We start from the raw sequence: 24,808 nt of genomic DNA, 5'->3' as shown, positions 1-24,808 counted from the left end.
ACAAGGCGGGGGAAGGGGCGGGTCGGCCATCTCAACGCAGCGGCGAAGAGGTTATAGGCTCGCTCTTACAATGCAGCCCAGTTTATCGGGACTTTCATGACCACAAGCGCAACCCCTTCGGATCTGCCCGTCGTGCAGGCAGGCTCTTTTCTCACGCTGCATTACCGCCTGGCGGGCCCTGCGGGCGATGTGATCAATACCTTCAACGAAAAGCCGGCGACGCTGTCGCTGGGTGCGGGCGAGCTGTCGCCGGCCATGGAAGACAAGCTGATCGGCCTGGCCGAGGGCACGCACACGACTTTCGAGCTGCCTGCAGGCGAGGCTTTTGGCGAGCGCAACCCCGACATGATGCAGTGGGTGGCCCGCAAGCTCATGAACGAGCTCGGCGACCCGCATGAGCAATACACCGCAGGCGATGTGGTGCAGTTCCCCACGCCCGACGGCAGCGGCAGCTACGCCGGCGCCGTGGTGCAGGTGCGCGAGGACGGCGCCGTGCTGTTCGACTTCAACCACCCGCTGGCCGGCCAGCCCGTGACGTTTGAAGTGAAGCTGATCGGGGTACTTTGAAATGACACACCCCCTGAGCTGCTGCGCAGCTTCCCCCTTCAAGGGGGACGACGGCCTTTGCTGCGGGGCGGCCCTTGCTGCGGTCGGCCCGCGCCGCCGTCCCGCGCTTCAAGCGCGCCAGTGTCATGCCGTGCGAGTGGTGCGTAGCGCCAGGGGGTATTGAAATGGTGGGAGCCAAGGAAGTCCTGCTGGCCGAGCCGCGCGGCTTTTGCGCCGGGGTGGATCGCGCCATCGAGATCGTGGAGCGGGCGCTGGCCAAGTTCGGCGCGCCCATCTACGTGCGCCACGAGATCGTGCACAACACCTTTGTGGTCAACGACCTCAAGGCCAAGGGCGCCATCTTCATCGAGGAGCTCGACGAAGTGCCGCCCGGCGCCACGCTGATCTTTTCGGCCCACGGCGTTTCCAAGGCCGTGCAGCAGGAGGCCGAGCGCCGTGGCTTTGCCATCTTCGATGCGACCTGCCCGCTGGTCACCAAGGTGCATGTGGAAGTCGCCAAGCTGGCCAAGGAAGGCTACGAATTCCTCATGATCGGCCACAAGGGCCATCCCGAGGTCGAAGGCACGATGGGCCAGCTCTCCGAAGGCATTCATCTGGTCGAGGACGAGGGCGATGTGGCCAAGGTGGCGCCGCGCCAGACCGAAAAGCTGGCCGTGGTGACGCAGACCACGCTGTCGGTCGATGATGCTGCGGGCATCAAGGCCGCCATCAAGGCACGCTTTCCTCTGGTGCGCGAGCCCAAGCAGCAGGACATCTGCTATGCCACGCAGAACCGCCAGGACGCCGTGAAGGTGCTGGCACCCCAGGTGGATCTGGTCATCGTCGTCGGCAGCCCGACCAGCTCCAACAGCAATCGCCTGCGCGAGCTGGCCGATCGCCTGGGCACGCCCGCCTATATGGTGGACAACGCGCTCGAGCTCAAGCAGGAGTGGTTTGCCGATGCGGCCCGCGTGGGGCTGACCGCCGGTGCCTCGGCGCCCGAAGTGCTGGTCGACGAGGTCATCGCACGCATCCGGCAACTGGGCGCAGTCGCCGTGCGCAAGATGGACGGTATCGAGGAAACCATCAAGTTCCCGCTGCCCAAAGGTCTGAAGATCGACGCGGCCACGGGCCTGGAGATCGAAGTGCGCAAGGCGCCCGAGACCGGACATTGAGTCATGGCAAGCTGAATGCTTGCAACTTCATAGCGCCTTGCGCATGGTATTCGGTAATTTCAGATGGTTTTATGCTGAAATTCTATGAATAGCCTGCGCAAGGCGCTTTGCTTTTGATAGCTGACTGCTGCCATCCCCCGTGTATCGGCCGGGTGCGGCCAGTCGCTCTAAAATCCCCATCTATGCTCGACATTCAACTTCTCCGCAAAGACCTGGATTCAGTCGTCGCCCGACTGCAAACCCGCAAGAACCCCCAAGCCTTCCTCAACGTGGAAGCTTTCAAGGCGCTGGAATCCGAACGCAAGTCCATCCAGACGCGCACGGAGGAGCTGCAGTCCAAGCGCAACCAGCTGTCCAAGCAGATTGGCATGTTGATGGGCAAGGGCGAAAAGGACGCCGCCGAAGCCGCCAAGGCCGAAGTGGCAGCCATGAAGACCGAGCTGGAACAATCGGCCACGCGCCTGGATCAGATCCAGACCGAGCTGCAGGCCATGCTGGCGGCCGTGCCCAATCTGCCTCATGAGTCCGTGCCCGTGGGCGCCGACGAAGAAGGCAATGTGGAAGTGCGCCGCTTCGGCACGCCGAGGAATTTCGACTTCGAGATCAAGGATCACGTCGATCTGGGTGCGCCCATCGGCCTGGACTTCGAAGCCGGCGTCAAGCTCTCCGGTGCCCGCTTCACCGTGATGCAGGGCCAGATCGCGCGCCTGCACCGTGCGCTTGCCCAGTTCATGCTGGATCTGCAGACCGAGCAGCATGGCTACACCGAATGCTATGTGCCTTACATCGTCAACAGCGATTCGCTCAAGGGTACGGGCCAGTTGCCCAAGTTCGAAGGCGACCTGTTTGCTGCCCAGAAGGGCGGCCAGGATGCCGAGCCCCTGCCCGATACCGCGGCTCTGTACCTGATTCCCACGGCCGAAGTGCCGCTGACGAATCTGGTGCGCGATGAAGTGCTGGCCGAAGACCGCCTGCCCATCAAGCTGACCGCACACAGCCCCTGCTTCCGTTCCGAAGCCGGCTCGGGCGGCCGCGACACGCGCGGTCTGATCCGTCAGCACCAGTTCGACAAGGTCGAGATGGTGCAGATCGTGCATCCCGAAAAAAGCTATGAAGCGCTGGAAGAGATGACCGGTCACGCCGAAGCCGTGCTGCAGAAGTTGGGTCTGCCGTACCGCGTGATGAGCCTGTGCACGGGCGACATGGGCTTTGGCTCCGCCAAGACCTATGACCTCGAAGTCTGGGTGCCGGCACAGGGCACCTATCGCGAAATCAGCTCGGTCTCCAACTGCGAAGCCTTCCAGGCGCGTCGCATGCAGGCCCGTTTCAAGAATGCCCAGGGCAAGAACGAACTGGTGCACACGCTCAACGGTTCCGGCCTGGCCGTGGGTCGTACGCTGGTCGCCGTGCTGGAGAACTATCAGAACGCCGACGGCTCGATCACCGTGCCCGAAGCGCTGGTTTCGTACATGGGCGGCAAAACTTTGCTGAAGGCCTGATTTTTTAGGCTACAATAGATGCTTCGACACAGGAGAGGTGGCAGAGTGGTCGAATGTACCTGACTCGAAATCAGGCGTACGTGCAAACGTACCGTGGGTTCGAATCCCACCCTCTCCGCCAATGCGGCTGTAGCTCAGCTGGATAGAGTACTTGGCTACGAACCAAGGGGTCGTGGGTTCGATTCCTGCCAGCCGCACCAAACGTTAAGCCTCAGAGTAGAAATACTCTGAGGCTTTTTCGTTTCTGGCGTCTGCGGGAGATAGGCGTTTGACAGAAAGGCCCGGCCACCGCAGTGTCCAGGCGGGCCTTGATCAGGTCTTGCTCTATGCCTGCATCCCTGCACTGGCCAGAACGGCCAGGGCGCAGGAGGCGATGCGACTGGCCACCGAATCGGAGCGGCTGGTCAGCACGATGGGCACGCGCATGCCCAGCACCAGGCCGGCGCATTCGGCGTCGGCCATGTAGACCAACTGTTTGTAGATCATGTTGCCGGCTTCCAGATTGGGGGCCAGCAGCACATCGGGACGGCCTGCGACATCGGAGACTATGCCCTTGTTGTGCGCTGAGTGCAGGGAGATGGCGTTGTCGTAGGCCAGTGGACCATCAAGGATCCCGCCCGTGATCTGGCCGCGGTCGGCCATCTTGCACAGGGCTGCCGCATCGATGGTGCCGGGAATGGCAGGGTTGACGGTCTCTACCGCCGACAGCAGGGCCACGCGGGGCTGGACTATGCCTATGGCCTGCGCCAGATCGACTGCGTTCTGGGCGATGTCGCGCTTTTCCATCAGGCTGGGAAAGATGTTGACCACGCAGTCGGTCATCAGCAGCGGGCGGTCGTAGCCCGGGATGTCCATGATGAAGACGTGGCTTGCCCGGCGGCTGCCGCGCAGACCGGCTTCGCGCGCCACGGCCGCGCCGAGCAGATCGTCGCTGTGCAGGCTGCCCTTCATCAGGGATCGGGCCTGGCCATCGCGGCACAGTGCCGCAGCCTGGGCCGCAGCGATGCGAGGGTCGTCCGCCGTGGAGTGGATCTCGGCGGCAGACAGACCGAGACCCGCAGAGCGAGCCGCGGCTTCGATACGCTGCTGTGGACCTACCAGCAGGGGTTTGATCAGGCCGGCCTCCGCCGCTTGCATGGCTGCCTGCAAAGAGCTGGCATCGCAGGGGTAGGCCACGGCCACTGCGACCGGACCTTTGGCGCGGGCGAGCTCCTGCAGATGCTGCAGATGAGGGCGAGGCGTGGCTGGCGCATCGTCGGCGGCCACGGCAAGAGAGAGTGAGGGAGTCATGAATGCTCCTGCGAGAAGTACAGGGCCCGGCGCGAGCAACGCAGGGGGGCTGGGAGTCGGTTTTCGAGGGCCTTGCGCTTTACCCAGGCGCATGAGCCCGGCGCGGCCCGACCAAGGGACACCGAGGAAGGGCCGCCCCGCACCGAGGGTGTCGTCCCCCTCCCCCGCGCAGCGGGTAGAGAGGGGGAAGGCGCGCAGCGCCTCAGGGGGTGTCAGACGGCGTCAGACAAAGTCCTTGTACTTGTCCAGCATGCGCACGGGCTTGGACAAGGCGTCGCGGCGGAAGGGATCGCCGAGCTCGCGGGTGCACATGATCTCGATCACGCAGGTCTTGCCTTCCTTCATCTGCATGTCGATGGCTTTTTGCAGCGCCGGGCCCACGTCCTCGATGTGGTCCACCACAATGCCTTCGGCGCCCATGGCCTTGGCGATATCGGAAAAGCTTTCGCTCTCCAGCTCGCCCGCCACGAAGCGGCGGTTGTAGAAGTCCACCTGGTTCTTCTTTTCCGCACCCCACTGGCGGTTGTGGAACACCACGGCGGTCACGGGAATGTCGTGGCGCACGGCAGTCATGATTTCCATCATGCTCATGCCCCAGGCGCCGTCACCGGCGTAGGCAATGGCCGGGCGATCGGGGGCTGCGCACTTGGCGCCGATGATGGTGGGCAGGGCATAGCCGCAGTTGCCGAAGCTCATGGGAGCGAAGAAGCTGCGCGGTTCGTCGAAGCGCAGATAGCTGTTGGCCACCGAGTTGATATTGCCGATGTCGGTGGACACCATGACGCGCGCCGGCATGGCTTTTTCGAGTTCGCGCAGCACCTGGCGGGGATGCAGATAGCTGCCGCCGGTCGGCGTGCGTTCGCCCTTGGCCTCTTCGATCATGTCCAGGCTGTAGGGGTCGCGCTCGTGGGTCCAGCCGTCGAGCTCCTTCTCCCAGGCGGCTTTTTCCGTGGCGATGGTGTCGGCGCGCGCTGCCTTGGTGGCATCGCAGCCCAGTGTCACATCGGCCAGGCGCCTGCTCAGTTCGGCCGCCACGGCCTTGGCATCGCCGTTGATGCCCACGGCGATCTTCTTGACCAGGCCCAGATTGGTGTGATCGGCCTCGATCTGGATGATCTTGGCGGTCTTGGGCCAGTAGTCCATGCCATGCTGGGGCAGGGTGCCGAAGGGACCCATGCGCGAGCCCAGCGCAATCACTACGTCGGCCTGGGCGATCAGCTTCATGGCGGCCTTGGAGCCCTGGTAGCCCAGAGGGCCGGCCCACAGCGGGTGCTTGGCAGGGAAGGCGTCGTTGCGCAGATAGCCTGTGGCCACGGGTGCGCCCAGGCGCTCGGCCAGTTGCTTCGCTTCCTCCACGGCATCGCCCATGACCACGCCGCCGCCGGCCAGGATCACCGGGAACTTGGCGGTCTTGAGCAGCTCCACGGCGGCCTGCAGGCTGGCTTCGCCGCCATGGCCGCGGTCCACACGCATGGGCTTGGGGATCTCGCACTCGATCTCGCCGTAGAAGTAGTCACGCGGAATATTGAGCTGGGTCGGGCCCATCTCGGACATGGCGCGGTCGAAGACGCGGCCCGTGAACTCGGCCATGCGCTTGGGGTTGCAGACATGGCCCTGGTATTTGGTGAACTCCTGGAACATGGGCAGTTGATTGGCTTCCTGGAAACCGCCCAGGCCCATGCCCATGGTGCCGGTCTCGGGAGTCACGATCACCACCGGGCTGTGCGCCCAGTAGGCTGCGGCAATCCCGGTCACGCAGTTGCTGATGCCGGGGCCGTTCTGGCCGATCACCACGCCGTGGCGACCCGAGACGCGGGCATAGCCGTCGGCCATGTGGGCCGCACCTTGCTCATGCACCACCGGGATCAGGCGAATGCCTGCGGGGGCGAAGATGTCCATGGCATCCATGAAGGCGGAACCCATGATGCCGAACATCTCGCTGACGCCATTGGCGACGCAGGTTTCCACGAATGCTTCCGAAGGGGTCATCTTGTGAACGCCTTCAACCACTTTACGATTGTCCGTTGCAGCCATCTCTGTCTCCTTGAAAATTTGAAACCTATGGTTCCGAAAAAAGAAATAACGATGTCAGTCTATGGCATTTTTTTGTTTTCGTGCAAATAAATTTCTTTTTATGGAATAAATTGACTCGAAAAATGGAAATTAATATGATCGACAACGATATGAAGCACAGCGAAGACATCCCCTCGGCTCGCCTGGACGGAGACACGCCCAATCTGCGTTTGTTCGCGCTGCTGGAAGCCGTGGCGCAAAAGAGCCAGCCCTTCACCTTGCAAACCATGGTGGAAGAGACAGGCTTGCCCAAGCCGACCATGCACCGCATGCTTGCGCAGCTGGAGGGCGCCGGAATCCTGCAAAGAGATGGCAACGGCCGCCACTACGGTACGGGCCAGCGGCTGATGCGGTTGGCGGAGAACGTGTTGCTCAACAACACCACGCATGGCGCGCGGCATGCGGTGCTGACCCAGCTGGTGCGCGAGCTCGGCGAGAGCTGCAACATCACGGCTTTTTCGGGCAGCGAGGTGCTGTATCTGGACCGCGTGGAGACGCCGGCTCCGCTGCGCTTTTATCTGCATCCGGGCTCGCGCGTGCCCGCGCACTGTTCGGCCACGGGCAAGCTGTTCCTGAGCCAGATGTCGCCCGCCCAGCGCCGCCGGCTGCTGGCCAATGTGCCGCTGGAGGCGTTCACCGGCAACACGCTGACGACCTTCGAGGCGCTGGAGCAGGAGCTCGATCAGGTGCGCGCCCAGGGCTATGCCTTCGACAACGAGGAGTTCCTGCCCGGGCTGCTGTGCCTTGGCGTGCTGGTGCCCGCACCCCATGGCAACTCCAATATGGGGCTTGCGGTGCAAGCGCCCATCATGCGTTTTTCCAAGGAGAAGGCCTTGTCCTTTCTTCCCAAGCTGCAGGCGGCCGTCGCGGCGATCGCCCGCATTAACGATGACGTTCCACCGGAAGCCGATGATGACTGACCTGAGCCTGCTGCAGCCCACCCGTACCGTCAGCGTGCGCGATGTATTTGGCATCGACACGGACATGACCGTGCCGGCTTTTGCCGAGCCGGGCGAACATGTTCCCGCGATTGACAAGGCCTACCGCCTGAATCCGCAGGTGACGCAGGCCATTCTGGCGGGCTTCTCGCACAACCGGCGCGTCGTCATTCAGGGCCTGCACGGCACGGGAAAATCCACGCATATAGAGCAGGTGGCCGCCAGGTTGAACTGGCCCTGCGTGCGCGTGAATCTGGACGGTCATATCAGCCGCCTGGATCTGGTGGGCAAGGACAGCATCGTGCTGCAGGATGGCAAGCAGGTGACCCAGTTCCAGGAAGGCATTCTGCCCTGGGCGCTGCAGCGGCCCGTGGCCATGGTGTTTGATGAGTACGACGCCGGACGCCCCGATGTGATGTTTGTCATCCAGCGGGTTCTGGAGCGTGAGGGCAGCTTTACCCTGCTCGATCAAAAGCGGGTGATCCAGCCGCACCCCTGTTTTCGGCTGTTTGCCACCATGAACACCCTGGGGCAGGGCAATCTCAACGGGCTCTATCACGGCACGCAGCAGCTCAACCATGCCCAGCTCGATCGCTGGAATCTGGTCACCAGCCTGAACTATCTGCCCCCGGCCGAGGAAGCGGCCATCGTGCTGGCGCGTGTGCCGGAGCTTGCCACGGCCGATGGGCGCCGCAAGGTGGACGCCATGGTGGCGCTGGCCGGGCTGACACGCAAGGGCTTTGCAGTGGGGGATCTGTCCTTGCTGATGTCTCCGCGCACGGTGATTACCTGGGCCGAGAACATCGCCATCTTCCATGACCTGAAGCAGGCCTTCGAGCTGTCATTCCTCAACAAATGCGAGCCTGCAGAGCGCGCCATCGTGAGCGAGTATTTCCAGCGCTGCTTTGCCCAGGAGCTGACGCAGCCCGCAGAACCAGCACTGGCGTTTCTGGCATGAGCGCCGGGACCTCCGGCCCTGCCTCGCTGTCCCGAATGGAAGCCTGGGGTGGCGCCATGCTGCGCGCCGTAACCGGCGACGCCAGCCTGCAATGGAGCGGTCAGACGCTGTATCGCGGCACCGCTCCCATACCCCAGGCGGCAGCCCATCATAGCCAGGTTCCGGTGCAGCAGACGGATCAGCGCGGCCTGCTCGACAGCATGGGACTGCGTCTGTATTGGAGCGACCAGGCACTATTCCAGGCTCATCTGCCCCAGGACCCGGTGGAGCGCATGGTGTTCGAGCTGCTGGAGCAGTTGCGCGTGGAGAGCCTGGTTCCCGAGGCCTGGCACGGAGCGCGCGAGAACATGCGCCAGCGCTTTGTGAACTGGTGCCAGGCCTTCATGGATTCCGGCCTGACGGAGAGCAGTCTGGGAATTTTGCTGTTTACGGTGGCCATCACGGCCTGGAGTCGACTGACCGGGCATGAGATACCGGAACGCATGGCCGATCTGGTGGAGTCCACGCGGATGTCCATGGCTTCTCCGCTGGGCCGGCACTGGGATCGGCTGCGGCGCGCCAGAGACCGGCAGCAGCAGTTTATCGAGCCTGCCCTGGCCGTCAGCCGCTGGGTCGGCATGGCGGTGCGTGCGGCACAGGGCGATGCGCCGCGCGGTGCCGGCGGCCCCAGGCGGCGCAGCAGTTTTGCCCTGCCTCTGCACTTTGAGTCCCAGAGTCAGGACGGCATGCCCGTGGCGCAAAGCGGCGACAGTCGGGCATGGATCGGCACAGCGCAAAGCTATCGGGTTTTCACGCGCGAGTTCGATAGGGAAGTACAGGCCGCCGAGCTGATCCGCGCGCTGCAGCTGGCTCAGTTCCGGGAGCAGATGGACGAGGAGCTGGCGCGCTCGGGATTGCTGCAGGCCGGGCGGCTGGCACGCTATCTGCAGCAGCGCCTGGCCAGCACGCAGCGCAATGGCTGGAGCTTCGGGCTGGAGGAAGGCCATCTGGACGGCAGCCGCCTGTCCCAGCTGGTAACGGACCCGCAGCAGCGCGCGATCTTCAAGGACGAAATGCAGCGCCCCGTCAACGAGACCGCCGTCGCCATTCTCATGGACTGCTCGGGCTCCATGAAAACCTATGCCAGGCCCCTGTCGCTATTGCTCGACGTGCTGGGGCGGGCGCTGGAGATGGCCGGCGCAAGCGTGGAGATACTGGGCTTTTCCACGCAGGCCTGGAATGGCGGCAGAGCACGCCGCCGCTGGCAGCGCGCCGGCCAGCCGCAGTTTCCGGGGCGTCTGAACGAGCGCCTGCACATTGTCTTCAAGGACGGGGCCAAGCCCTGGCGTCATGCCCGGCACGGCATTGCGGCACTGCGCAAGCCCGACATCTTTCGTGAAGGCATCGACGGCGAGGCGGTGGAATGGGCGTGCCAGAGGCTGCGTGCAAAGGCCGCGCAACGTCGCATCCTGCTGGTCATCTCCGATGGCTGTCCCATGGATACGGCCACCCATCAGGCCAATGACGAGCATTATCTGGATCAGCATTTGAGGCAGGTTCTTGCCGCCCAGGAACGCATGGGAGGCGTGAAGGTCTGCGCCCTGGGCGTCGGGCTGGACCTGGGGGTCTTCTACCGTCAAAGGCTTGCCGTCGATCTGCAGCAAGATCTCGACGAGGCCTTGCTGTTTTCGGTGGCCGAGATGCTGTGCAAACGATGACGGGAATGGCGCGTGCGACAGGTATCGCACAAGGCCGGGCAAGCTCAGGCGACCAGCCGAAACAACGGAAAACAGAAAAGCGGGAAGGCGCAATGCCTGCCCGCTGTCTGCTTGCCGGAGCCATCCCCGCCGGGGAATCGGCAGCACTTACATGCGTCCCTTCCAGGGAACCAGGCGCTTTTCGACCCAGCGCATGAACAGGTCGAACACATAGGCGATCACACCGATGACGATGATGCCCATGATCACGATGTCCGTGCGCAGGAAGTTCGAGGCGTTGAGCACCATCTGACCCAGACCCACGTTCGCCGCCACCATTTCGGCGGCGACCAGAGTCGTCCAGCCGAAGCCGATGGCAATGCGCATGCCCACCAGAATGTCGGGAAGGGCCGCCGGCAAGATCACATGACGGATCACCTGGAAGTAGCTCGCTCCCATCGAATAGGCGGCATTGATCTGCTCCTGTGCAGCGCTGCGCATGCCCGAGCGGGCCGCCAGAGCCAGGGGGGCAAAACAGCTCAGGAAGATCAGTAGGATCTTCGGCGTTTCATCGATGCCGAACCAGATGATGATCAGCGGCAGGTAGGCCAGCGGCGGCAGGGGACGGTAGAACTCGATGGGGGGGTCGAAGATGCCGCGTGCAAAGCGTGACATTCCCATCGCGATGCCCAGCGGAACGGCAATCATGAAGGCCAGCCAGAACGCCACGGTCACGCGCAGCAGACTTGCAGAGAAATGCTGCCACAGCGGTTTGTCGTTGGCCTGCCCGGTCAGGTATTCATAGAACTGCTGGAACACCGCTTGCGGGCTGGGCAGGAACAAGGGCTTGATCCAGCCGAGATTGGTGGCGGCGAACCACAGTGCCAGCAGCAAGGCCACGGTGACGATGCTGATGCCGAGGCTGGAGCCTTCGCCGGGGGTCTTGAAGCGACTGGTCTTCACTGGTCCCGACGCCTGCGGGGCAGTGGTCTTGGGCTGCACGCGCGCTGTCGTGGCGGGCAGATGGTTGATTTGGACTGCTTCAGACATTGGCAGGCTCCCGGTGGTGAATCAGACTCAGAACTTCTTCGCGCATCCTGATGAAGTCGGGGCGCGACTTGACGGCACGCGCATCGCCGGTGCGCAGAAACTCATGGCAGAACGGCATGTCGTCGTAGACATGGGAGATGCGGCCCGGGCTGGGGCTCATGACGATCAGCCGGCTGGCGAGAAACAGCGCCTCCTCCACCGAATGGGTGATGAAGAACACCATCTTGTGGGTGGCATGCCATACGCGCAGCAGGATTTCCTGAACCTGCTCGCGCGTGAAGGCGTCCAGCGCACCCATGGGTTCATCCATCAGCAGCAGTGCAGGATCGTTGGCCAGTGCACGGGCAATGCCGACACGCTGCTGCATGCCACCCGAGAGTTCATAGACGGCACGCCTGGCGTAGTTCTGCAAGCCCACGAGGCCCAGTTTTTCTTCCGCGATCTGTGTGCGCTGCTTCAGATCCATGCCGCGCATGCGCAGTCCCAGCGCGACGTTGTCGATCACATTGAGCCAAGGCATCAGCGCATGCTTCTGAAACACCACCCCTTGATTGGCTCCGGGGCCCTGAATGGGCTTGCCGTCCAGCAGGATCTGGCCGCTGGAAGGGGCCAGAAAGCCTGCCATGCAGTTGAGCAGTGTTGTCTTGCCGCAGCCCGATGCACCCAGAGCGACCACGAAGTCGCCTTCGTTCATGGTCAGGTTGACGGGGGCCAGGGCTTGCAAGTGTCCGCCCTTGACCTCGTAATTGACGGTCAGGTCACGTATATCCAGAGTCGGCATGACATTGCCCTCCTATGTGAAACAAAGCTGGGAGCCACGACGGGGTTGGCCGTCGTGGGCGGGCAGTCAGCGGCCGAGAGCCTGCTTGACATAGCTGCTGGTCACGTACGCGGCGTAGTCGGGCCTGACCTCCTGGATTCGTCCCTGCGACTTCAGAAACGTTGCGGTATTGGTCATTGCCTTGGCCGCACCGCCTTCCAGCCACTGCACGCCAAGCTGCTCTTCAGCACTGGGGAAGCGGTAAAGCGCCATGGCTGCGGGCACGTCTTTGGGGTCGGCCTTGCTCCATTTGGCAATCGCCTTGATCTCGGGCGAATCGGGAGTCCACCTGGCCAGGTTGTCGCGCACCTGGGCGCTGGCCCGATTCAGGGCCTTGATGAACGCCACCATGAACTGGGGATTTTCCTGGGCGAACTTGCTGCTCACGGCAATGCCCTCGAAGGTGGGATAGCCCATCTGCGCAATGGAGCCGGAGGTGGCAATCACCTTGCCCTTTTGCTTGACCTTGGCCAGTACCGGATCCCAGACAAAGGTGGCATCGATATCGCCGCGTTCCCAGGCCGCGGCAATCTCTGGCGGGCGCATGTTCATGATGTTGACCTTGCGCGCGTCGACGCCTTCCTTGCCCAGGGCAGCGACCAGCTGGTAGTGCGCGGTGGAGACGAATGGCACGCCAATGCGCTTGCCTTCCATGCTCTTGAAATTGCTGATGCCGCCGCCATCGCGAGCCACCAGGGCTTCGGCACCAGCGATATCCGCGGAGATCCAGAGCAGCTTGATGTCCTGCCCCTGGCTGGCCGCAGCAGTCAGCGGGCTGGATCCCACCTCTCCCATCTGCACGTCGCCCGAGGCCATCGCCCGTATCACGTCGCCGCCGCCCGAGAACATGCGCCAGTTGATCTTGTAGCCTGTCTCCTTTTCCACCTCGCCCGACTCCATGACCAGGCGCAGAGGCACCAGCATGTCCTGGTTGGCGAAGGTCACGGTTTTCTGCTGCGCCAGCGCGAAGCCGGTCATGGCCAGTGCTGCTGTTGCGGCACCCGCTTTCAGCATCCATCGTTTTTGCATTTTCATTGCCAATTTCTCCATGGTTAGAGCGATATCGGTTGAAGACTTAGACCAGAGAACCCTTGCTGTGCTCACTCTTGCTGACTTGCTTTCCCATTTCCGCTTCTGGCTGAACCGGTTGAAAGCCGCATCGCGAGGCTCAAAGAGCTTTCTCAGCGGATCGTAGTGAGCAACCTTGCGCAGCCAGTAGGGCCAGTTGATGTGAATCGTTAGGTCCAGGCGCGCACGGCCCCGGATGGGGCGCGCAGCATGGGTTGGCGTGCACCGCGACCGTGCATTGCAAAGCCTTGCATGGCGCGGCTTGTGCGGGATATCTCGGTCCTGGTGAAGGGCATTTTTGCGGCGTCTGCATGGGCTTAGGTGTATTCACTGATCGCAGACAGATGAGGGAGGATTGGGCTGTCCGAGAGGCATGAATGCTTGCGCAATATGCGTGCCAGAGAGGCGGTTTTTCCTGTGGCCGGGGCTCCGGGGTGTGCGCCGCACCGCATCCGTAGATAGCATGAAAAAAAGCACCTTCCTGGCGGAAGGTGCTCTTCGTTGCGCGAAGCCCGAACGGCGGCTGGCAGGGTCAGTTCTTCTCGTCGTTCATGTGATACCAGTGGTAGAGAAAGCGCTGGCCCATGCGGCGAAATGGTGCAAATGCCTCCGAGCGCACCATATTGAACACATTCGGATATTCGAGCGATGAGTTGTAGATTGGCAACTCGAAGGCCTTGATGTTCTGGCCTGCGATGCGCTGGGCCATGCGACGGCCTGCATGCGCAGAGAACGACACGCCGTTGCCGCCATAGCCGAGCGCATAGAAGACGCTTTCCCTTGGATCGGGCTGGGTGATACGCGGCATCATGTCGTGGCTTACATCGACCCATCCCCACCAGGAGTAGTCCACCTGGATTCCCTTGAGGGCCGGGAACTTGTGGTGCAGGCCCTCGACCAGCTTGGCCATATGGACCGGATTGGGCGCATCGGCGCCGGTGACGGCGCTGCGGCTGCCGATCTGCACGCGGTTGTCGGGTAGCTTGCGGTAGTAAAAGCGCAGCGTGCGCGTGTCGGTGATGACTTGCGTGGTCTTGAAATTGGTGGCTGCCAGCTCTTCTTCCGTCAAGGGTCTGGTGACCAGCGAGTTCGAGAGAATCGGCATGATCTTGGAGCGCAGACTGCGGTGAAGGCCGTTGCTGGTATAGCCACCGGTGGCAAAGCCGACGGCGCGTGCCTTGACCGTGCCGCCCGGTGTCTGGAGGTAATGCACGCCGTTGCGTGTCTCCATGCCCAGCACGGGGCTGGCGGGATGCACCTTCACTCCCAGCTCGCGGGCCTTGCGCAGATAGCCGAATGCCAGCTTGAGCGGATGCACGCCAATGCCGTCGGGCTCATGCATCGCGCCACGGCAGTCGGCGTCATCGACATAGTCGCGGCGCACAGCATCGACGCTGAGTATGCGGGCGTCGTAGCCGAAGACTTCGCGCATGACGCGGGTCTCGTTGCGCAGAAAATCCATTTTTCTGTCGCGGTGGGCAATATACAAATGCCCTCCCGGTTGCGGCTCGCATTCTGGAAACTCCGCAACCAGTTTCTTGAACGTGTCGAATCCTTCGCGGATCTCCGCATCCAGCTTGAGGGCTGTGTCCTTGCCCCAGCGCTCTATCCACTGCGAGCGATAGAGGCGGCCGCTGGCATTCTGGCCCTGACCGCCGTTGCGGCTGGTGCAGCCCCAGGCGCTCTGGTTGGCCTCGAGAACCACGGCGCGAATGTCGTGTTCGCGGGCCAGAAACAGCGCAGTGGACAGGCCCGTGAAGCCCGAGCCCACGATGACCACGTCGGCTTCCATGTCGCCGCAGACCGGACCATCGTCCTCGGGTGGCCGGCCTGCCGTCCCTACCCAGTAGGTCGGAGCGTAGCCGGCACCATGTCCGGGGTTTCTTGCCACCAGGGGGTCGTACTGCGGGTCGTATGGATTCAGATGGCTGGGGCGGATGTCCTCGGCTTTCATGGCGGTCGTCTCCTGGTGTGGCTGCGTTTGAAGCGGCGCTCTATTGCTATGGAATTGATGGACGCAAAGTCAATGCAGATGCACTGCTTGCGATGTCCAGAGCAGCATAGCCAGCCCCTTGTGCAGCTGGTTAGGGCCACGGCACAGGTTTTGATGGAGCCAGCGTGCAAGCCTGACCATCCGAATCTCGGGATTGCCGCAGACGGGCGGCAGCGAGTCTCCTGCAAACCGGGCGACCCACCGAGTCGCGCTCGCCGGGCGGGGCTGCGCGCTGGCCTGCTTCAGATCGGCATGACACAGGCTGTGTCAGCCGTCACCTCAGGGGTATGCACTGGAGTCCACCGCCACCTGTGCAGACAGCGGGCGTGGCCGTGAGCTTCCCCTGCGCCTGTGGCAGCGATGACCGCATTGAGCGTGTTGATGTTCTCCTATCGTTTTCACCTAAATGAAGCGGCGCAAGAGGCATTTGCCGGCGGGCTTCGGTCTGCATCCGCAAGAGCTGGGGCAGAGCGTCGCGCTCAGAGGAGAAGCGGACTTTCTCAAGGCATTTTTCGGTGCGCGCCGCCGTCATCTCGCGAGGGATCACTGCCCTGCGCGGCAAGGCCTTGGACTTAACGATAGCCGGCAACTGGCCCTACGAAATGGAGCCAGTGCTACCTACCATGAGCCATCGGAATTTCAGGCATTTTTCGATAGAAAGGGGGCGCTTTTGCAATGGTCGACCCCCATGACATGACAGCAATCTGGAGAGCATATGAGCAAGCAAGAATCCCAACCCGATGTCCAGTTTCTGGCGCGTTTCTCCGACGCGTGGAATCGCCATGACATTGACGCATTGATGGACTTCATGGCCGACGAGTGCGAGTTTCATGCCGTTGCCGGCCCTGATCTGATGGGACGCAGCTTCGTGGGTCGTGAAGCAGTGCGTGAAGGCTTTCAGCTGGCCTGGCAGGCATTCCCCGATGCGGCCTGGGTGGATGGAGAGCATTTTGTGCAAGGCACGCGCGGTGTTTCGGAGAGCACCTTCAAGGGCACCAAGGCCGATGGCCTGCGTGTAGAGGCACGCATGGTCGATGTGTTCACCTTCCGTGACGGCAAGATCGCCGTCAAGAACGCCTACCGCAAGGATCGCCCGCCTGTGGCGATTTCCTGACACGAGCCTGGTTTGCGTACGCGCATTCTTGTCTCGCGGCAGGGGGCGCTGCACGCATGGCTTCGCGCAACAATTTTCAAGCAGATAACTGAACGACCACGGCAACGGCCTGCATGAGCAGCAAGGCACAGCCAGATACATAAAGCCGTGGCGACCGGCATTTCCAGGCCGGCAAGACAGGAGACAAAAATGATTGGAAATCCGCATTCGTCGCCGGACGGGCTGTCGCACAGTCTCAAGCAGCGGCACATGACCATGATTGCCCTGGGCGGTGTCATCGGTGCCGGGCTCTTCGTCGGCAGTGGCGTGGTCATCAAGTCGGCCGGGCCGGCGGCCGTCATCTCTTTTCTAATCACCGGCCTGCTGGTGGTGCTGGTCATGCGCATGCTGGGCGAGATGGCCTGCTCCATGACGGGAGGCTCGTTTTACGAGTACGCCCGGGAAGCATGGCGCGACCGGCCCGCCGTGGGCCAGCTGGCGGGATTTCTCACGGGCTGGATGTACTGGTATTTCTGGGTCATCGTCGTGGCGATCGAAGCGGTGGCGGGGGCGGAGCTGGTGCGTTACTGGCTGCCCGACGTGCCGGCCTGGAGCATCAGCCTGGTCCTGCTGATCATGATGACGCTGACCAATCTGGTCTCGGTCAAATCCTTTGGCGAGTGCGAGTTCTGGCTGGCATCCGTGAAGGTGGCCGCCATCGTGGTGTTTCTGTTCATTGCCGGTGTCTATGTGCTGGGCCTGACACCGGGAGGCAGCGGAATGCATGTCGCCAACCTGAGCCAGAACGGCGGCTTCATGCCCAACGGCATTGTTCCGGTGCTCACGGGCGCCGTGGCCGCGACCGGCTTCTATTTCGGCGCGGAGATCGTGACGATTGCGGCCGCCGAAACCGCCGAGCCCCAGAAGGCCGTGGCCAAGGCCACGAATTCGGTCATCCTGCGCGTGCTGGTGTTCTATGTGGGATCGGTGCTGCTGGTGGCCTGCCTGGTGCCATGGAACTCCATCGGCATGTCCACGCCCTATGTCAGCGCTCTCGATGCCATGGGCGTGCCGGCCGCTGCCCAGATCATGAATGCCGTGGTGCTGACCGCCGTGTTGTCGGCGCTCAACTCCGGGCTTTATGCCTCTTCGCGCATGCTGTTTGCGCTGACGCGACGCGGCGATGCGCCCAAGGTGCTGGCTCAGGTCAGCCGCAACGGCGTGCCCGTGTACGCGATTCTGGTGGCCACCTTGTTCGGCTACGGTGCCATCGTCATGTCCTATCTGTCTCCCGACAAGGTGTTCGCCTTTCTCGTGAACTCCTATGGCACCGTGGCCATCTTCGTATACATCCTGATTGCGATTTCCCAGCTGCGCCTGCGCTATCGATTGGAGAACGAGGCTCCGCATCTGCTCAAGGTGCGCATGTGGTGCTTTCCTTATCTGACCTGGCTGGCGATTGCGGGCATGCTGTCCATCGTGGTGGCCATGGGCTTCATTCCCGAACAGCGCACGCCGCTGGCCCTGGGTGTGGCCAGTCTGTGCATCTTGCTGATTGCCTATCGCGTGCGCCAGGCGTTGCGGCGCGGAATCAGTCACGAGGGGCTGCTCGACGAGCTGGCTCCGCCCAAGCTGCGCAAGAATTGATGAGACCCACAAAAGCCCCGGACCCTGAGTCCGGGGCTTTTGTTTTGCACCTCTACATGCAGTGCATGGCTTCTGCCAGGGCCTTGATGCCGTGGGCGATTTGTCCTGCGGGAATGGACTGATAGCCCAGGCGTATGAAGTTGCCCGTGCTGCGAGGGGAGGTGAAGAACACATCGCCGGGCTCGATCAGCACTCCATGCTCGGCGGCCTGGCGTGCCAGTGCCTGCGCGGGCACATGGTCGGGCAGTTGCACCCAGCATGAGCCGCCGCCGCGTACCGGCGTGATGCGGCATTGGGGCAGGTAGCGAGCCATGGCTGCCGTCAGCTCGGCATGACGCTCTTTCTGGGCCTGGCCGAGGCGGCGCAGCTGGGCCTCGTAGTGGCCCAGCGAGATGAACATGGCCAATGTGCGCTGGATGAAGGTGGAAGGATGGCGGATCATCAGGCGGCGCAGGGCGCGCAGCTCCTTGATCAGCTCGGGCGGAGCCACGATATAGCCCACGCGAAGGCCGGGTGCCAGGCTCTTGGAGAGGCTGCCGATATAGATCACGCGGTTGTTGCGGTCCAGGCTTTTGAGTGCCGGGATGGGTTGTTCGTCGAAGCTGCTTTCGCTTTCGTAGTCGTCCTCGATGATGATGAGGTCGTGCTTCTGTGCGGCCTCGAGCAAGGCTTCGCGCCGCTCCAGCGGCATGGTGACACCCGTGGGGCACTGATGGCTGGGCGTGACGTAGAGGTACTCGAGCTTGCGCATGGCATTGACGATAGGCAGTCCGTCGCCATCCACGCCAATGGGGATGACCTGCGAGGTGCGGCTGCTGAAGATATTGCGCGCATCGGGGTAGCAGGGGTTCTCGATGCCGATGGAGGTGCCCTCGCGCATCAGCAAATCGGCCACCATGTACAGCGCATGCTGGGCGCCGACCGTGATGATGATTTCGTCGGGTGACGCCCAGACGCCGCGGCGCGGCAGGATCTTGGTCTGCACCTGCTGGATGAGGCTGTCGTCGTCGCGGGTGATGTGATCGGGCGCCCACATGCGGATGTCCACCACGCCCAGGGACTTGAGGCAGCATTCGCGCCAGGCGGCCGTGGGAAACAGCTCCTTGTCGAACTGGCCGTAGAGAAACGGATAGGGGAACCGCTGCCAGTCGTCTTCCTTCACGATGCTGCGCTGTAGGCTGGGGCGCAGCCACAGGCGGCGCGACCAGTCCGTGTGCGCCTCGGCGTCCGTGCTCCTGCCGCTGCCCGGCGTGCGCTCGGCCGTGCGGCCCTGCAGCACATCGGGGTGTATGAAATGGCCTTTTCTCTCGCGGCTCAGCAAGAAGGCCTCTTCGGTCAGTTGCTGGTAGGCCATGACCACGGTGATGCGGCCCACGCCCAGCAGCTTGGCCAGTTCCCGGCTTGAGGGGATAGCGTCGCCGGGCGCGAGAATGCCGGTCAGGATGGCATCGACCAGCATTTCGCGAATCTGACCCTGCAGGCTCAGAGAGGGCCTGGCGCTGCGGCGAAACAGCTGCTCCCACATGGCCACGGATGGAGGAATCGAAGGCGAGGCCTGTTGTCTGTCTGTCGTCATTGATGGTTCTGAATGCACTGCCGCAGCGTGCGGCGGCCTGGAGCGACCGGCTGCCCTGACGCGCGGGGCCTGGCTCTTTGGGGTCCATGAACGCGGCATCGCAGAGGCCGCCAGCAGCTTGCTGGCGGACCGGTTTCAACGCTCAAGATTAGCGCATATGCATGTGCTTGGAATCAGGCTTTTCATGTGGTCGCAAGCCTGAAGCAGCGCGCGGGATCTGAAATTCCTGGAGACCTTTTCTGCAGGCTCCAAAATCTGTATATAATTTGAGGCTTAGCGGCTGTAGCTCAGCTGGATAGAGTACTTGGCTACGAACCAAGGGGTCGTGGGTTCGATTCCTGCCAGCCGCACCAAACGACAAGCCTCAGAACTGAAAAGTTCTGAGGCTTTTTCGTTTCTGCCTTGGCTGTTGCGGCAGGATTGCCGGTGCTGGATGTCTTTGAAGAAAAATCCGGGTTTTCACCGAGCGGCTCCAGAATCTGTATATAATTCGAGGCTTAGCGGCTGTAGCTCAGCTGGATAGAGTACTTGGCTACGAACCAAGGGGTCGTGGGTTCGATTCCTGCCAGCCGCACCAAACGACAAGCCTCAGAACTGCAAGGTTCTGAGGCTTTTTCGTTTCCGGGCTTTGACAGAGGCTGGTCAAGGCAAGCACGGATCTGTGTGAAGATCGGCCTCATGAGCAAGGCTTTCACCAAAGAATCGGACGGCGACGACGATGATGACGTCGGCGCTCTGCCGCCATTGCCCGCCGGCGGCAAGAACTACATCACGCCCCAGGGCTACCAGCGCATCAAGGACGAGCTGCTGGATCTGATCGACAACGAGCGCCCCAAGATCGTGGAGATCGTGCACTGGGCGGCCAGCAACGGCGACCGTTCCGAGAACGGCGACTATCTCTACGGCAAAAAGCGTCTGCGCGAGATCGACCGCCGCATCCGCTTTCTCACCAAGAGACTGGAGATTGCTGAGGTGGTCGACCCTGCCGTGCATGCGGGCAGCGACCAGGTCTTCTTTGGCGCCACGGTCAGCTATGTCGATGACGAGGGCGTGGAGCGCACCATCACCATCATGGGCATTGACGAGGCGGACAGCGCGCAGAACCAGGTCAGCTGGATTGCCCCGGTTTCGCGTGCACTGCTCAAGGCGCGCGTGGGCGACGAGGTGGCCTTGCCCACGCCGGCCGGTGTGCGCATGCTGGAGATTCTGGACGTCAGCTATCCGCAGCCTGCAGCACGTTCCTGAGTGCACGAGCTGCAAAAAAGCGCGGCTTCCACATCGGAAGCCGCGCTTTTATTTTGTGAGCTTCACTCGCTTGATGTTCAATGATTTCAGATAGTTTTGGTATTGAATTCATTGATCGTCAAGCGCTAAAAGCTATTGTTTTTGAGATGGGTTGCCAGCCTGCAGGCGTTGCAGCAGCTCCAGCGTGGGGTAGCCGTCTGCCACCAGGCCCTCGCTTTGCTGGTATTGGCGCAGCCCGGCCCGGGTGGCCGGACCCATCACGCCGTCGGCCGCTCCGGTGGCAAAGCCGCGCTGGCTGAGTGCGGTCTGCAGCGCCCGTGTCTGCTCACGCGTGAGTGCGCTGAGATCGCGCGGCCATTCGGCGCTGACACCGCCATTGCCTGCCAGCTGCGATGCGAGCAGGCTCACGGCCAGTGCATAGTTGGTGGAGTTGTTGTAGCGCAGGATGGCGCGGAAGTTGCTGCCCACCATGAAGGCCGGACCACGGGCACCGGCCGGTGCAATGATGCTGGCTCCGGCTATCGCAGGCAAGGCCTGAGCGTTCATGCTTTGCACGCCTTCTGCAGCCCAGGCATTGCTGTTCTGGCGTGTGGAAAGCTCGGTGCGCGCGTAATCGAAATTGGCTGGCAGGCGCACTTCAACGCCCCAGGGCTCGCCGGGGTTCCAGCCCGAGCTTGCAAGATAGTTGGCCGTGGAGGCAGCCACATCGGCCATGGAGCCCCAGATGTCGCGGCGGCCGTCTCCATCGGCATCGACTGCATATTGCAGGAAGACCGAGGGCAGAAACTGGGTGTTGCCCATGGCGCCGGCCCACGAGCTGATCATATGGGCGGCGTCGATGTCGCCGTTGTCGATGATGCGCAGCGCGGCAATGAGCTCCTTCTGCGCCCATTCGGCACGGCGGCCGTCGAAGGCGAGAGTGGCCAGCGCATCCACGGCCGAGAAGCTGCCGAAGTTGCTGCCGTAATTGCTTTCCATGCCCCAGATGGCGGCAATCACCGGCGCCGGCACGCCATAGCGCTGGCTGGCCGCCTGCAGGCTGGCGCCGTGTTCCTGCATCTTGAGCTTGCCGGTCCTGATGCGCTGTGCGGAGACCGCGCTATCCAGGTATTGCCAGGGTGTGCGCGTGAACTCGGGCTGGGAGCGGTCGAGCCTGACGATGCTGGGCTGGAGTCTGGCACCGGCCAATGCGCTGCGCAGTGTGCGCTCCGAAATGCCTGCCGCGCGTGCGCGTGGGGCGAATTCCTGCTTCCAGTGTGCGAAGTTGCTGGCCTGTATGGGACTTTCCATCGCTGCTTCGTCAGTGCCTTGCTCTGTTTTGGCAGGCTGTGCCGGTTCGGACACCGCCGCTGCAGGAGGCTCGGACCGGGTGGCGCAGCCTGCGAGCAGGGCTGCTGCGATGGCGGTGATCAGCAACGGCTGACGGACATTCAGAAGCGAAGGTGCGGTTTGGAGCATGAATGCCATTGTCGCTTGCTGCCGTGGCCTGGGGGCTGTTGCATGGCGGGATAGCGCCCGCAGAATGCAACAAAATCTTTCGCCCATGAAAAAGGCCGCCCGAGGCGGCCTTGTGCAGGAAGGAAGAGGTCAGGCCATGACGCGGCTGGCGCGAATGACCGAGTGCAGGCGGCGCAGATTGCGCAGCGCATTCTCCAGCTGCACGCTGTTCTGCACGGAGATGACGAAGCGCAGATCCGTGGTGCCGATCGCCGCTTCGTCGGTCATCTCGACGCGCACGATATCGGCTTCGGCGTTCGATAGCTCTGCCGCCACACGGGCCAGCACGCCCTTGTTGTTTTGCACCGTAACCACGATTCCCGCCTCGAACAGGCGCGTGATGTCGTCGGACCAGTCCACGGTGATGAAACGGTCGGCATCCTTTTCACGCAGCTTGATGGCATTGTTGCAATGGGCGTGGTGCACGACCAGGCCCTGACCGCCCAGGTAGCCCAGAATCGGGTCGCCAGGCACGGGGCGGCAGCAGTGCGAGTAATAGACCGAACTGCTCTCGTCGCCGTTGAGCGTGACCGCACCCTGGAAGGGGCGGTTGTGCGTATTGAAGCGCTCCTGCGTGATGAGCAGGGCATCCGGGCGCACCCCCTGCTTGGTCATGAAGGCGGTCATGCGCGCCGCCACCAGCGAGGCAATGCGGCGGCCCATGCCGATATCGACCATGAGGTCTGCGGGCGTGCGGTTGCCCGTGATACGCAAAATCTCGTCCCAGACGTTCTTGTTGGCATCGTCCTGAGACGGTACGCTGTCAATGCCTTCGGCACGCAGAGCCTGGGCCAGCAGCGTTTCTCCGAGCTGACCTGCTTCGGTCTGGGCCGCATTCTTGAGGTAGGAGCGGATCTTGGAGCGTGCGCGTCCGGTTTTCACAAAACTCAGCCAGGCCGGGTTGGGCGTGGAGGTTTCGGAGGTGATGATCTGCACCACATCGCCGCTCTTGAGTTCGGTGCGCAGCGGCACTTCCTCGTCATTGATCTTGGCTGCCGTGGTGCGATGCCCGATCTTGCTGTGGATGGCGTAGGCAAAGTCCACCACCGTGGCACCGCGCGGCATGGCCATGATCTCGCTCTTGGGCGTGAACACGTACACGGCATCGGGGAAGAGATCGACCTTGACGTGATCCCAGAACTCCGCCGCGTCGCGGGTCTCGTTCTGGATGTCGAGCAGGGACTGCAGCCACTGGGTGGACAGATGCTCGGAGTCATGACCTTGCTGCGCCTTGTACAGCCAGTGGGCCGCGACGCCGGCCTCGGCCACGATGTTCATCTCTTCCGTGCGAATCTGGAATTCGATGCTGACGCTGGAGGGACCGACCAGCGTGGTGTGCAGCGACTGGTAGCCATTGCTCTTGGCAATCGCGATGTAGTCCTTGAAGCGGCCCGGCATGGGCTTGTATTTCTGGTGCAGCACGCCCAGGGCGGTGTAGCAGTCCAGCGTCTTGGGGACGATGATGCGAAAGCCGTAGATGTCGGTGACCTTGGCAAAGCTCAGCTGGTTCTTCTGCATGCGCTGGTACAGCGAATACAGCGTGCTCTCGCGGCCCAGCAGGCGTACCGACAGGCTGTGCGTGGCAAAAGCGGTGCTGACTTCATCCTGCACACGATGGACCAGGTCCCGGCGGCGTGTACGCGAGCGACCGATGGCTTTTTCCAGTGTGGCATAGCGCCAGGGGTGCAGATGCTTGAACGACAGGTCCTGCAGTTCGCGATAGGTCTGGTTCAGACCCAGGCGGTGAGCGATGGGTGCGTAGATCTCCAGCGTTTCGGACGAGATACGGCCCCACTTGCTGCGCGGCATGTCGCTCATGGTGCGCATATTGTGGGTGCGGTCGGCCAGCTTGATCAGGATGACGCGCACATCGCGCGCCATGGCCAGCAGCATCTTGCGAAAGGACTCGGCCTGGTTTTCCTCGCGAGTGTTGAACTGCAGCTTGTCCAGTTTGGTCAGCCCGTCCACCAGTTCGGCCACATCCTCGCCAAAGCGTTCCTTCAGGTCCAGCTTGGTGATGCCGCAATCCTCCATGGAGTCATGCAGCAGGGCCGCCATCAAGGCAGGGGCATCGAGCTTCCAGTTGGCGCAGATTCCCGTGACCGCGATGGGGTGGGTGATATAGGGGTCTCCACTGCTGCGCCACTGATCGGTATGTGCTTGATCTGCGTAGATATACGCCTGGCGCACGCGCTCGGCGCTGTCGGCATCCAGATAGCCCAGATGCTCCATCAAGCCCTCAAAAGCAGCAGCCGACACACGTGCAGCCTGTTCAGCGGGCATGCGCTGAGGCTTGGCCGGTGCCGTAGAGGAAGGAGCAATCGTCGAGTTCTGGGCCGCTGTCATATTCCTTAAATGTAGCCTGCAAGTATGGAGTGCAAGCTGATAGGCACAAAAAAGCACCGACGAGCGGTGCTTAATTGTCTATTTTGGTGCTGCGATGCAACAGCTCAACCCGGCACCTTCTTCAGCATTTCCAGGCCTACCTTGCCGTCTGCGATCTCACGCAGGGCAGTGACGCTGGCCTTGTTCTTGGTTTCAATCTTGGGGGTATGGCCTTGATTGAGCATGCGGGCGCGATAAGTCGCGGCCAAAACGAGCTGGAAGCGGTTGGGGATCTGCTCCAGGCTATCTTCAACAGTAATGCGTGCCATCAGGAACTCC

19 protein-coding genes and 4 tRNA genes are annotated in these 24,808 nt (G+C 62.5%); 13 read left to right on the top strand and 10 right to left on the bottom strand.

What is annotated here, in order from left to right:
- The first annotated feature begins 96 nt into the window (after positions 1-96).
- From MPZ60_RS19895 to MPZ60_RS19875, 5 genes are all read left to right on the top strand, one after another.
- Positions 97-567: a peptidylprolyl isomerase gene (locus MPZ60_RS19895; RefSeq protein ID WP_003052041.1), complete on the top strand. Its 471-nt coding sequence runs from the start codon at positions 97-99 to the stop codon at positions 565-567.
- 164 nt (positions 568-731) lie between these two features.
- Positions 732-1,721 carry a 4-hydroxy-3-methylbut-2-enyl diphosphate reductase gene (ispH, locus tag MPZ60_RS19890; RefSeq protein ID WP_003065908.1) on the top strand — a complete coding sequence of 330 codons (990 nt, stop codon included), beginning with the start codon at positions 732-734 and terminating at the stop codon, positions 1,719-1,721.
- A 182-nt stretch (positions 1,722-1,903) separates the two neighbouring features.
- Positions 1,904-3,220, top strand: a complete 1,317-nt coding sequence (gene serS, locus MPZ60_RS19885) for a serine--tRNA ligase (RefSeq protein ID WP_003065910.1) — start codon at positions 1,904-1,906, stop codon at positions 3,218-3,220.
- Positions 3,221-3,251: 31 nt separating this feature from the next.
- A tRNA-Ser gene (locus MPZ60_RS19880) sits at positions 3,252-3,341 on the top strand.
- 2 nt (positions 3,342-3,343) lie between these two features.
- Positions 3,344-3,420, top strand: a tRNA-Arg gene (locus MPZ60_RS19875).
- Between the two features lie 124 nt (positions 3,421-3,544).
- On the opposite strand, the gene MPZ60_RS19870 is transcribed toward MPZ60_RS19875, so the two are convergent.
- Together MPZ60_RS19870 and xsc are read right to left on the bottom strand one after the other, a co-directional pair.
- A complete protein-coding gene (locus tag MPZ60_RS19870) occupies positions 3,545-4,510 on the bottom strand; it encodes a bifunctional enoyl-CoA hydratase/phosphate acetyltransferase (RefSeq protein WP_034355638.1) in 966 nt (321 codons plus the stop codon).
- Positions 4,511-4,732: 222 nt separating this feature from the next.
- Entirely contained in the window at positions 4,733-6,544 is a 1,812-nt protein-coding gene (gene xsc / locus MPZ60_RS19865; RefSeq protein ID WP_003062707.1) for a sulfoacetaldehyde acetyltransferase, read from the bottom strand.
- 134 nt (positions 6,545-6,678) lie between these two features.
- Here xsc and MPZ60_RS19860 point away from each other — a divergent pair, with 134 nt between their 5' ends.
- Genes MPZ60_RS19860 through MPZ60_RS19850 form a run of 3 tightly spaced genes read left to right on the top strand, consistent with a single transcriptional unit; the run spans position 6,679 to position 10,176 of the window.
- The gene (locus MPZ60_RS19860) at positions 6,679-7,503 is read left to right on the top strand and encodes an IclR family transcriptional regulator (RefSeq protein WP_034355635.1); all 825 of its coding nucleotides are present in this window, start codon (positions 6,679-6,681) and stop codon (positions 7,501-7,503) included.
- Positions 7,496-8,479 (top strand): AAA family ATPase, encoded by a 984-nt coding sequence (locus MPZ60_RS19855; RefSeq protein WP_034355632.1) that lies wholly within the window; start codon positions 7,496-7,498, stop codon positions 8,477-8,479. The genes MPZ60_RS19860 and MPZ60_RS19855 overlap by 8 nt, the downstream gene beginning before the upstream one ends.
- Positions 8,476-10,176, top strand: a complete 1,701-nt coding sequence (locus MPZ60_RS19850) for a cobalt chelatase (protein WP_034355631.1) — start codon at positions 8,476-8,478, stop codon at positions 10,174-10,176. The genes MPZ60_RS19855 and MPZ60_RS19850 overlap by 4 nt, the downstream gene beginning before the upstream one ends.
- Positions 10,177-10,323: 147 nt before the next feature.
- On the opposite strand, the gene MPZ60_RS19845 is transcribed toward MPZ60_RS19850, so the two are convergent.
- From MPZ60_RS19845 to MPZ60_RS19830, 4 genes are all read right to left on the bottom strand, one after another.
- A complete protein-coding gene (locus MPZ60_RS19845) occupies positions 10,324-11,205 on the bottom strand; it encodes an ABC transporter permease subunit (RefSeq protein ID WP_003062703.1) in 882 nt (293 codons plus the stop codon).
- The gene (locus MPZ60_RS19840; protein WP_034355629.1) at positions 11,198-11,986 is read right to left on the bottom strand and encodes a taurine ABC transporter ATP-binding protein; all 789 of its coding nucleotides are present in this window, start codon (positions 11,984-11,986) and stop codon (positions 11,198-11,200) included. Before MPZ60_RS19840 ends, MPZ60_RS19845 begins: the two co-directional genes overlap by 8 nt.
- A gap of 66 nt (positions 11,987-12,052) precedes the next feature.
- Entirely contained in the window at positions 12,053-13,060 is a 1,008-nt protein-coding gene (tauA, locus tag MPZ60_RS19835; RefSeq protein ID WP_003062701.1) for a taurine ABC transporter substrate-binding protein, read from the bottom strand.
- A gap of 565 nt (positions 13,061-13,625) precedes the next feature.
- On the bottom strand, positions 13,626-15,047 hold the full coding sequence (locus tag MPZ60_RS19830) for an FAD-binding oxidoreductase (protein WP_242882021.1): 1,422 nt from the start codon (positions 15,045-15,047) through the stop codon (positions 13,626-13,628).
- Between the two features lie 754 nt (positions 15,048-15,801).
- On the opposite strand from MPZ60_RS19830, the gene MPZ60_RS19825 reads away from it, so the two are divergent.
- Positions 15,802-16,200, top strand: coding sequence for a nuclear transport factor 2 family protein (locus MPZ60_RS19825; protein ID WP_012839588.1), 399 nt, complete (start codon positions 15,802-15,804; stop codon positions 16,198-16,200).
- Between the two features lie 189 nt (positions 16,201-16,389).
- Positions 16,390-17,826 carry an amino acid permease gene (locus tag MPZ60_RS19820; protein WP_034355621.1) on the top strand — a complete coding sequence of 479 codons (1,437 nt, stop codon included), beginning with the start codon at positions 16,390-16,392 and terminating at the stop codon, positions 17,824-17,826.
- A gap of 52 nt (positions 17,827-17,878) precedes the next feature.
- On the opposite strand, the gene MPZ60_RS19815 is transcribed toward MPZ60_RS19820, so the two are convergent.
- On the bottom strand, positions 17,879-19,402 hold the full coding sequence (locus MPZ60_RS19815) for a PLP-dependent aminotransferase family protein (protein ID WP_034355619.1): 1,524 nt from the start codon (positions 19,400-19,402) through the stop codon (positions 17,879-17,881).
- 276 nt (positions 19,403-19,678) lie between these two features.
- Here MPZ60_RS19815 and MPZ60_RS19810 point away from each other — a divergent pair.
- From MPZ60_RS19810 to greB, 3 genes are all read left to right on the top strand, one after another.
- A tRNA-Arg gene (locus MPZ60_RS19810) sits at positions 19,679-19,755 on the top strand.
- 147 nt (positions 19,756-19,902) lie between these two features.
- Positions 19,903-19,979: transfer RNA gene (locus MPZ60_RS19805), tRNA-Arg, on the top strand.
- 101 nt (positions 19,980-20,080) lie between these two features.
- On the top strand, positions 20,081-20,647 hold the full coding sequence (greB, locus tag MPZ60_RS19800) for a transcription elongation factor GreB (RefSeq protein ID WP_003052072.1): 567 nt from the start codon (positions 20,081-20,083) through the stop codon (positions 20,645-20,647).
- Positions 20,648-20,779: 132 nt separating this feature from the next.
- On the opposite strand, the gene MPZ60_RS19795 is transcribed toward greB, so the two are convergent.
- The 3 genes from MPZ60_RS19795 to rpoZ all read right to left on the bottom strand — a co-directional run bounded on the left by MPZ60_RS19795 (position 20,780) and on the right by rpoZ (position 24,798).
- Positions 20,780-22,114, bottom strand: coding sequence for a lytic murein transglycosylase (locus MPZ60_RS19795; RefSeq protein ID WP_034358146.1), 1,335 nt, complete (start codon positions 22,112-22,114; stop codon positions 20,780-20,782).
- A gap of 120 nt (positions 22,115-22,234) precedes the next feature.
- Entirely contained in the window at positions 22,235-24,490 is a 2,256-nt protein-coding gene (locus tag MPZ60_RS19790) for a bifunctional (p)ppGpp synthetase/guanosine-3',5'-bis(diphosphate) 3'-pyrophosphohydrolase (protein WP_034358144.1), read from the bottom strand.
- A gap of 104 nt (positions 24,491-24,594) precedes the next feature.
- A complete protein-coding gene (rpoZ, locus tag MPZ60_RS19785; protein ID WP_003052081.1) occupies positions 24,595-24,798 on the bottom strand; it encodes a DNA-directed RNA polymerase subunit omega in 204 nt (67 codons plus the stop codon).
- Positions 24,799-24,808: the final 10 nt, after the last annotated feature.

The organism is Comamonas sp. 7D-2 (genome assembly GCF_022749555.1).
Lineage (GTDB): Bacteria > Pseudomonadota > Gammaproteobacteria > Burkholderiales > Burkholderiaceae_C > Comamonas > Comamonas thiooxydans.
Note: the sequence above shows the minus strand (reverse complement) of the source record. Positions and strands in the feature narration are given on the sequence as shown.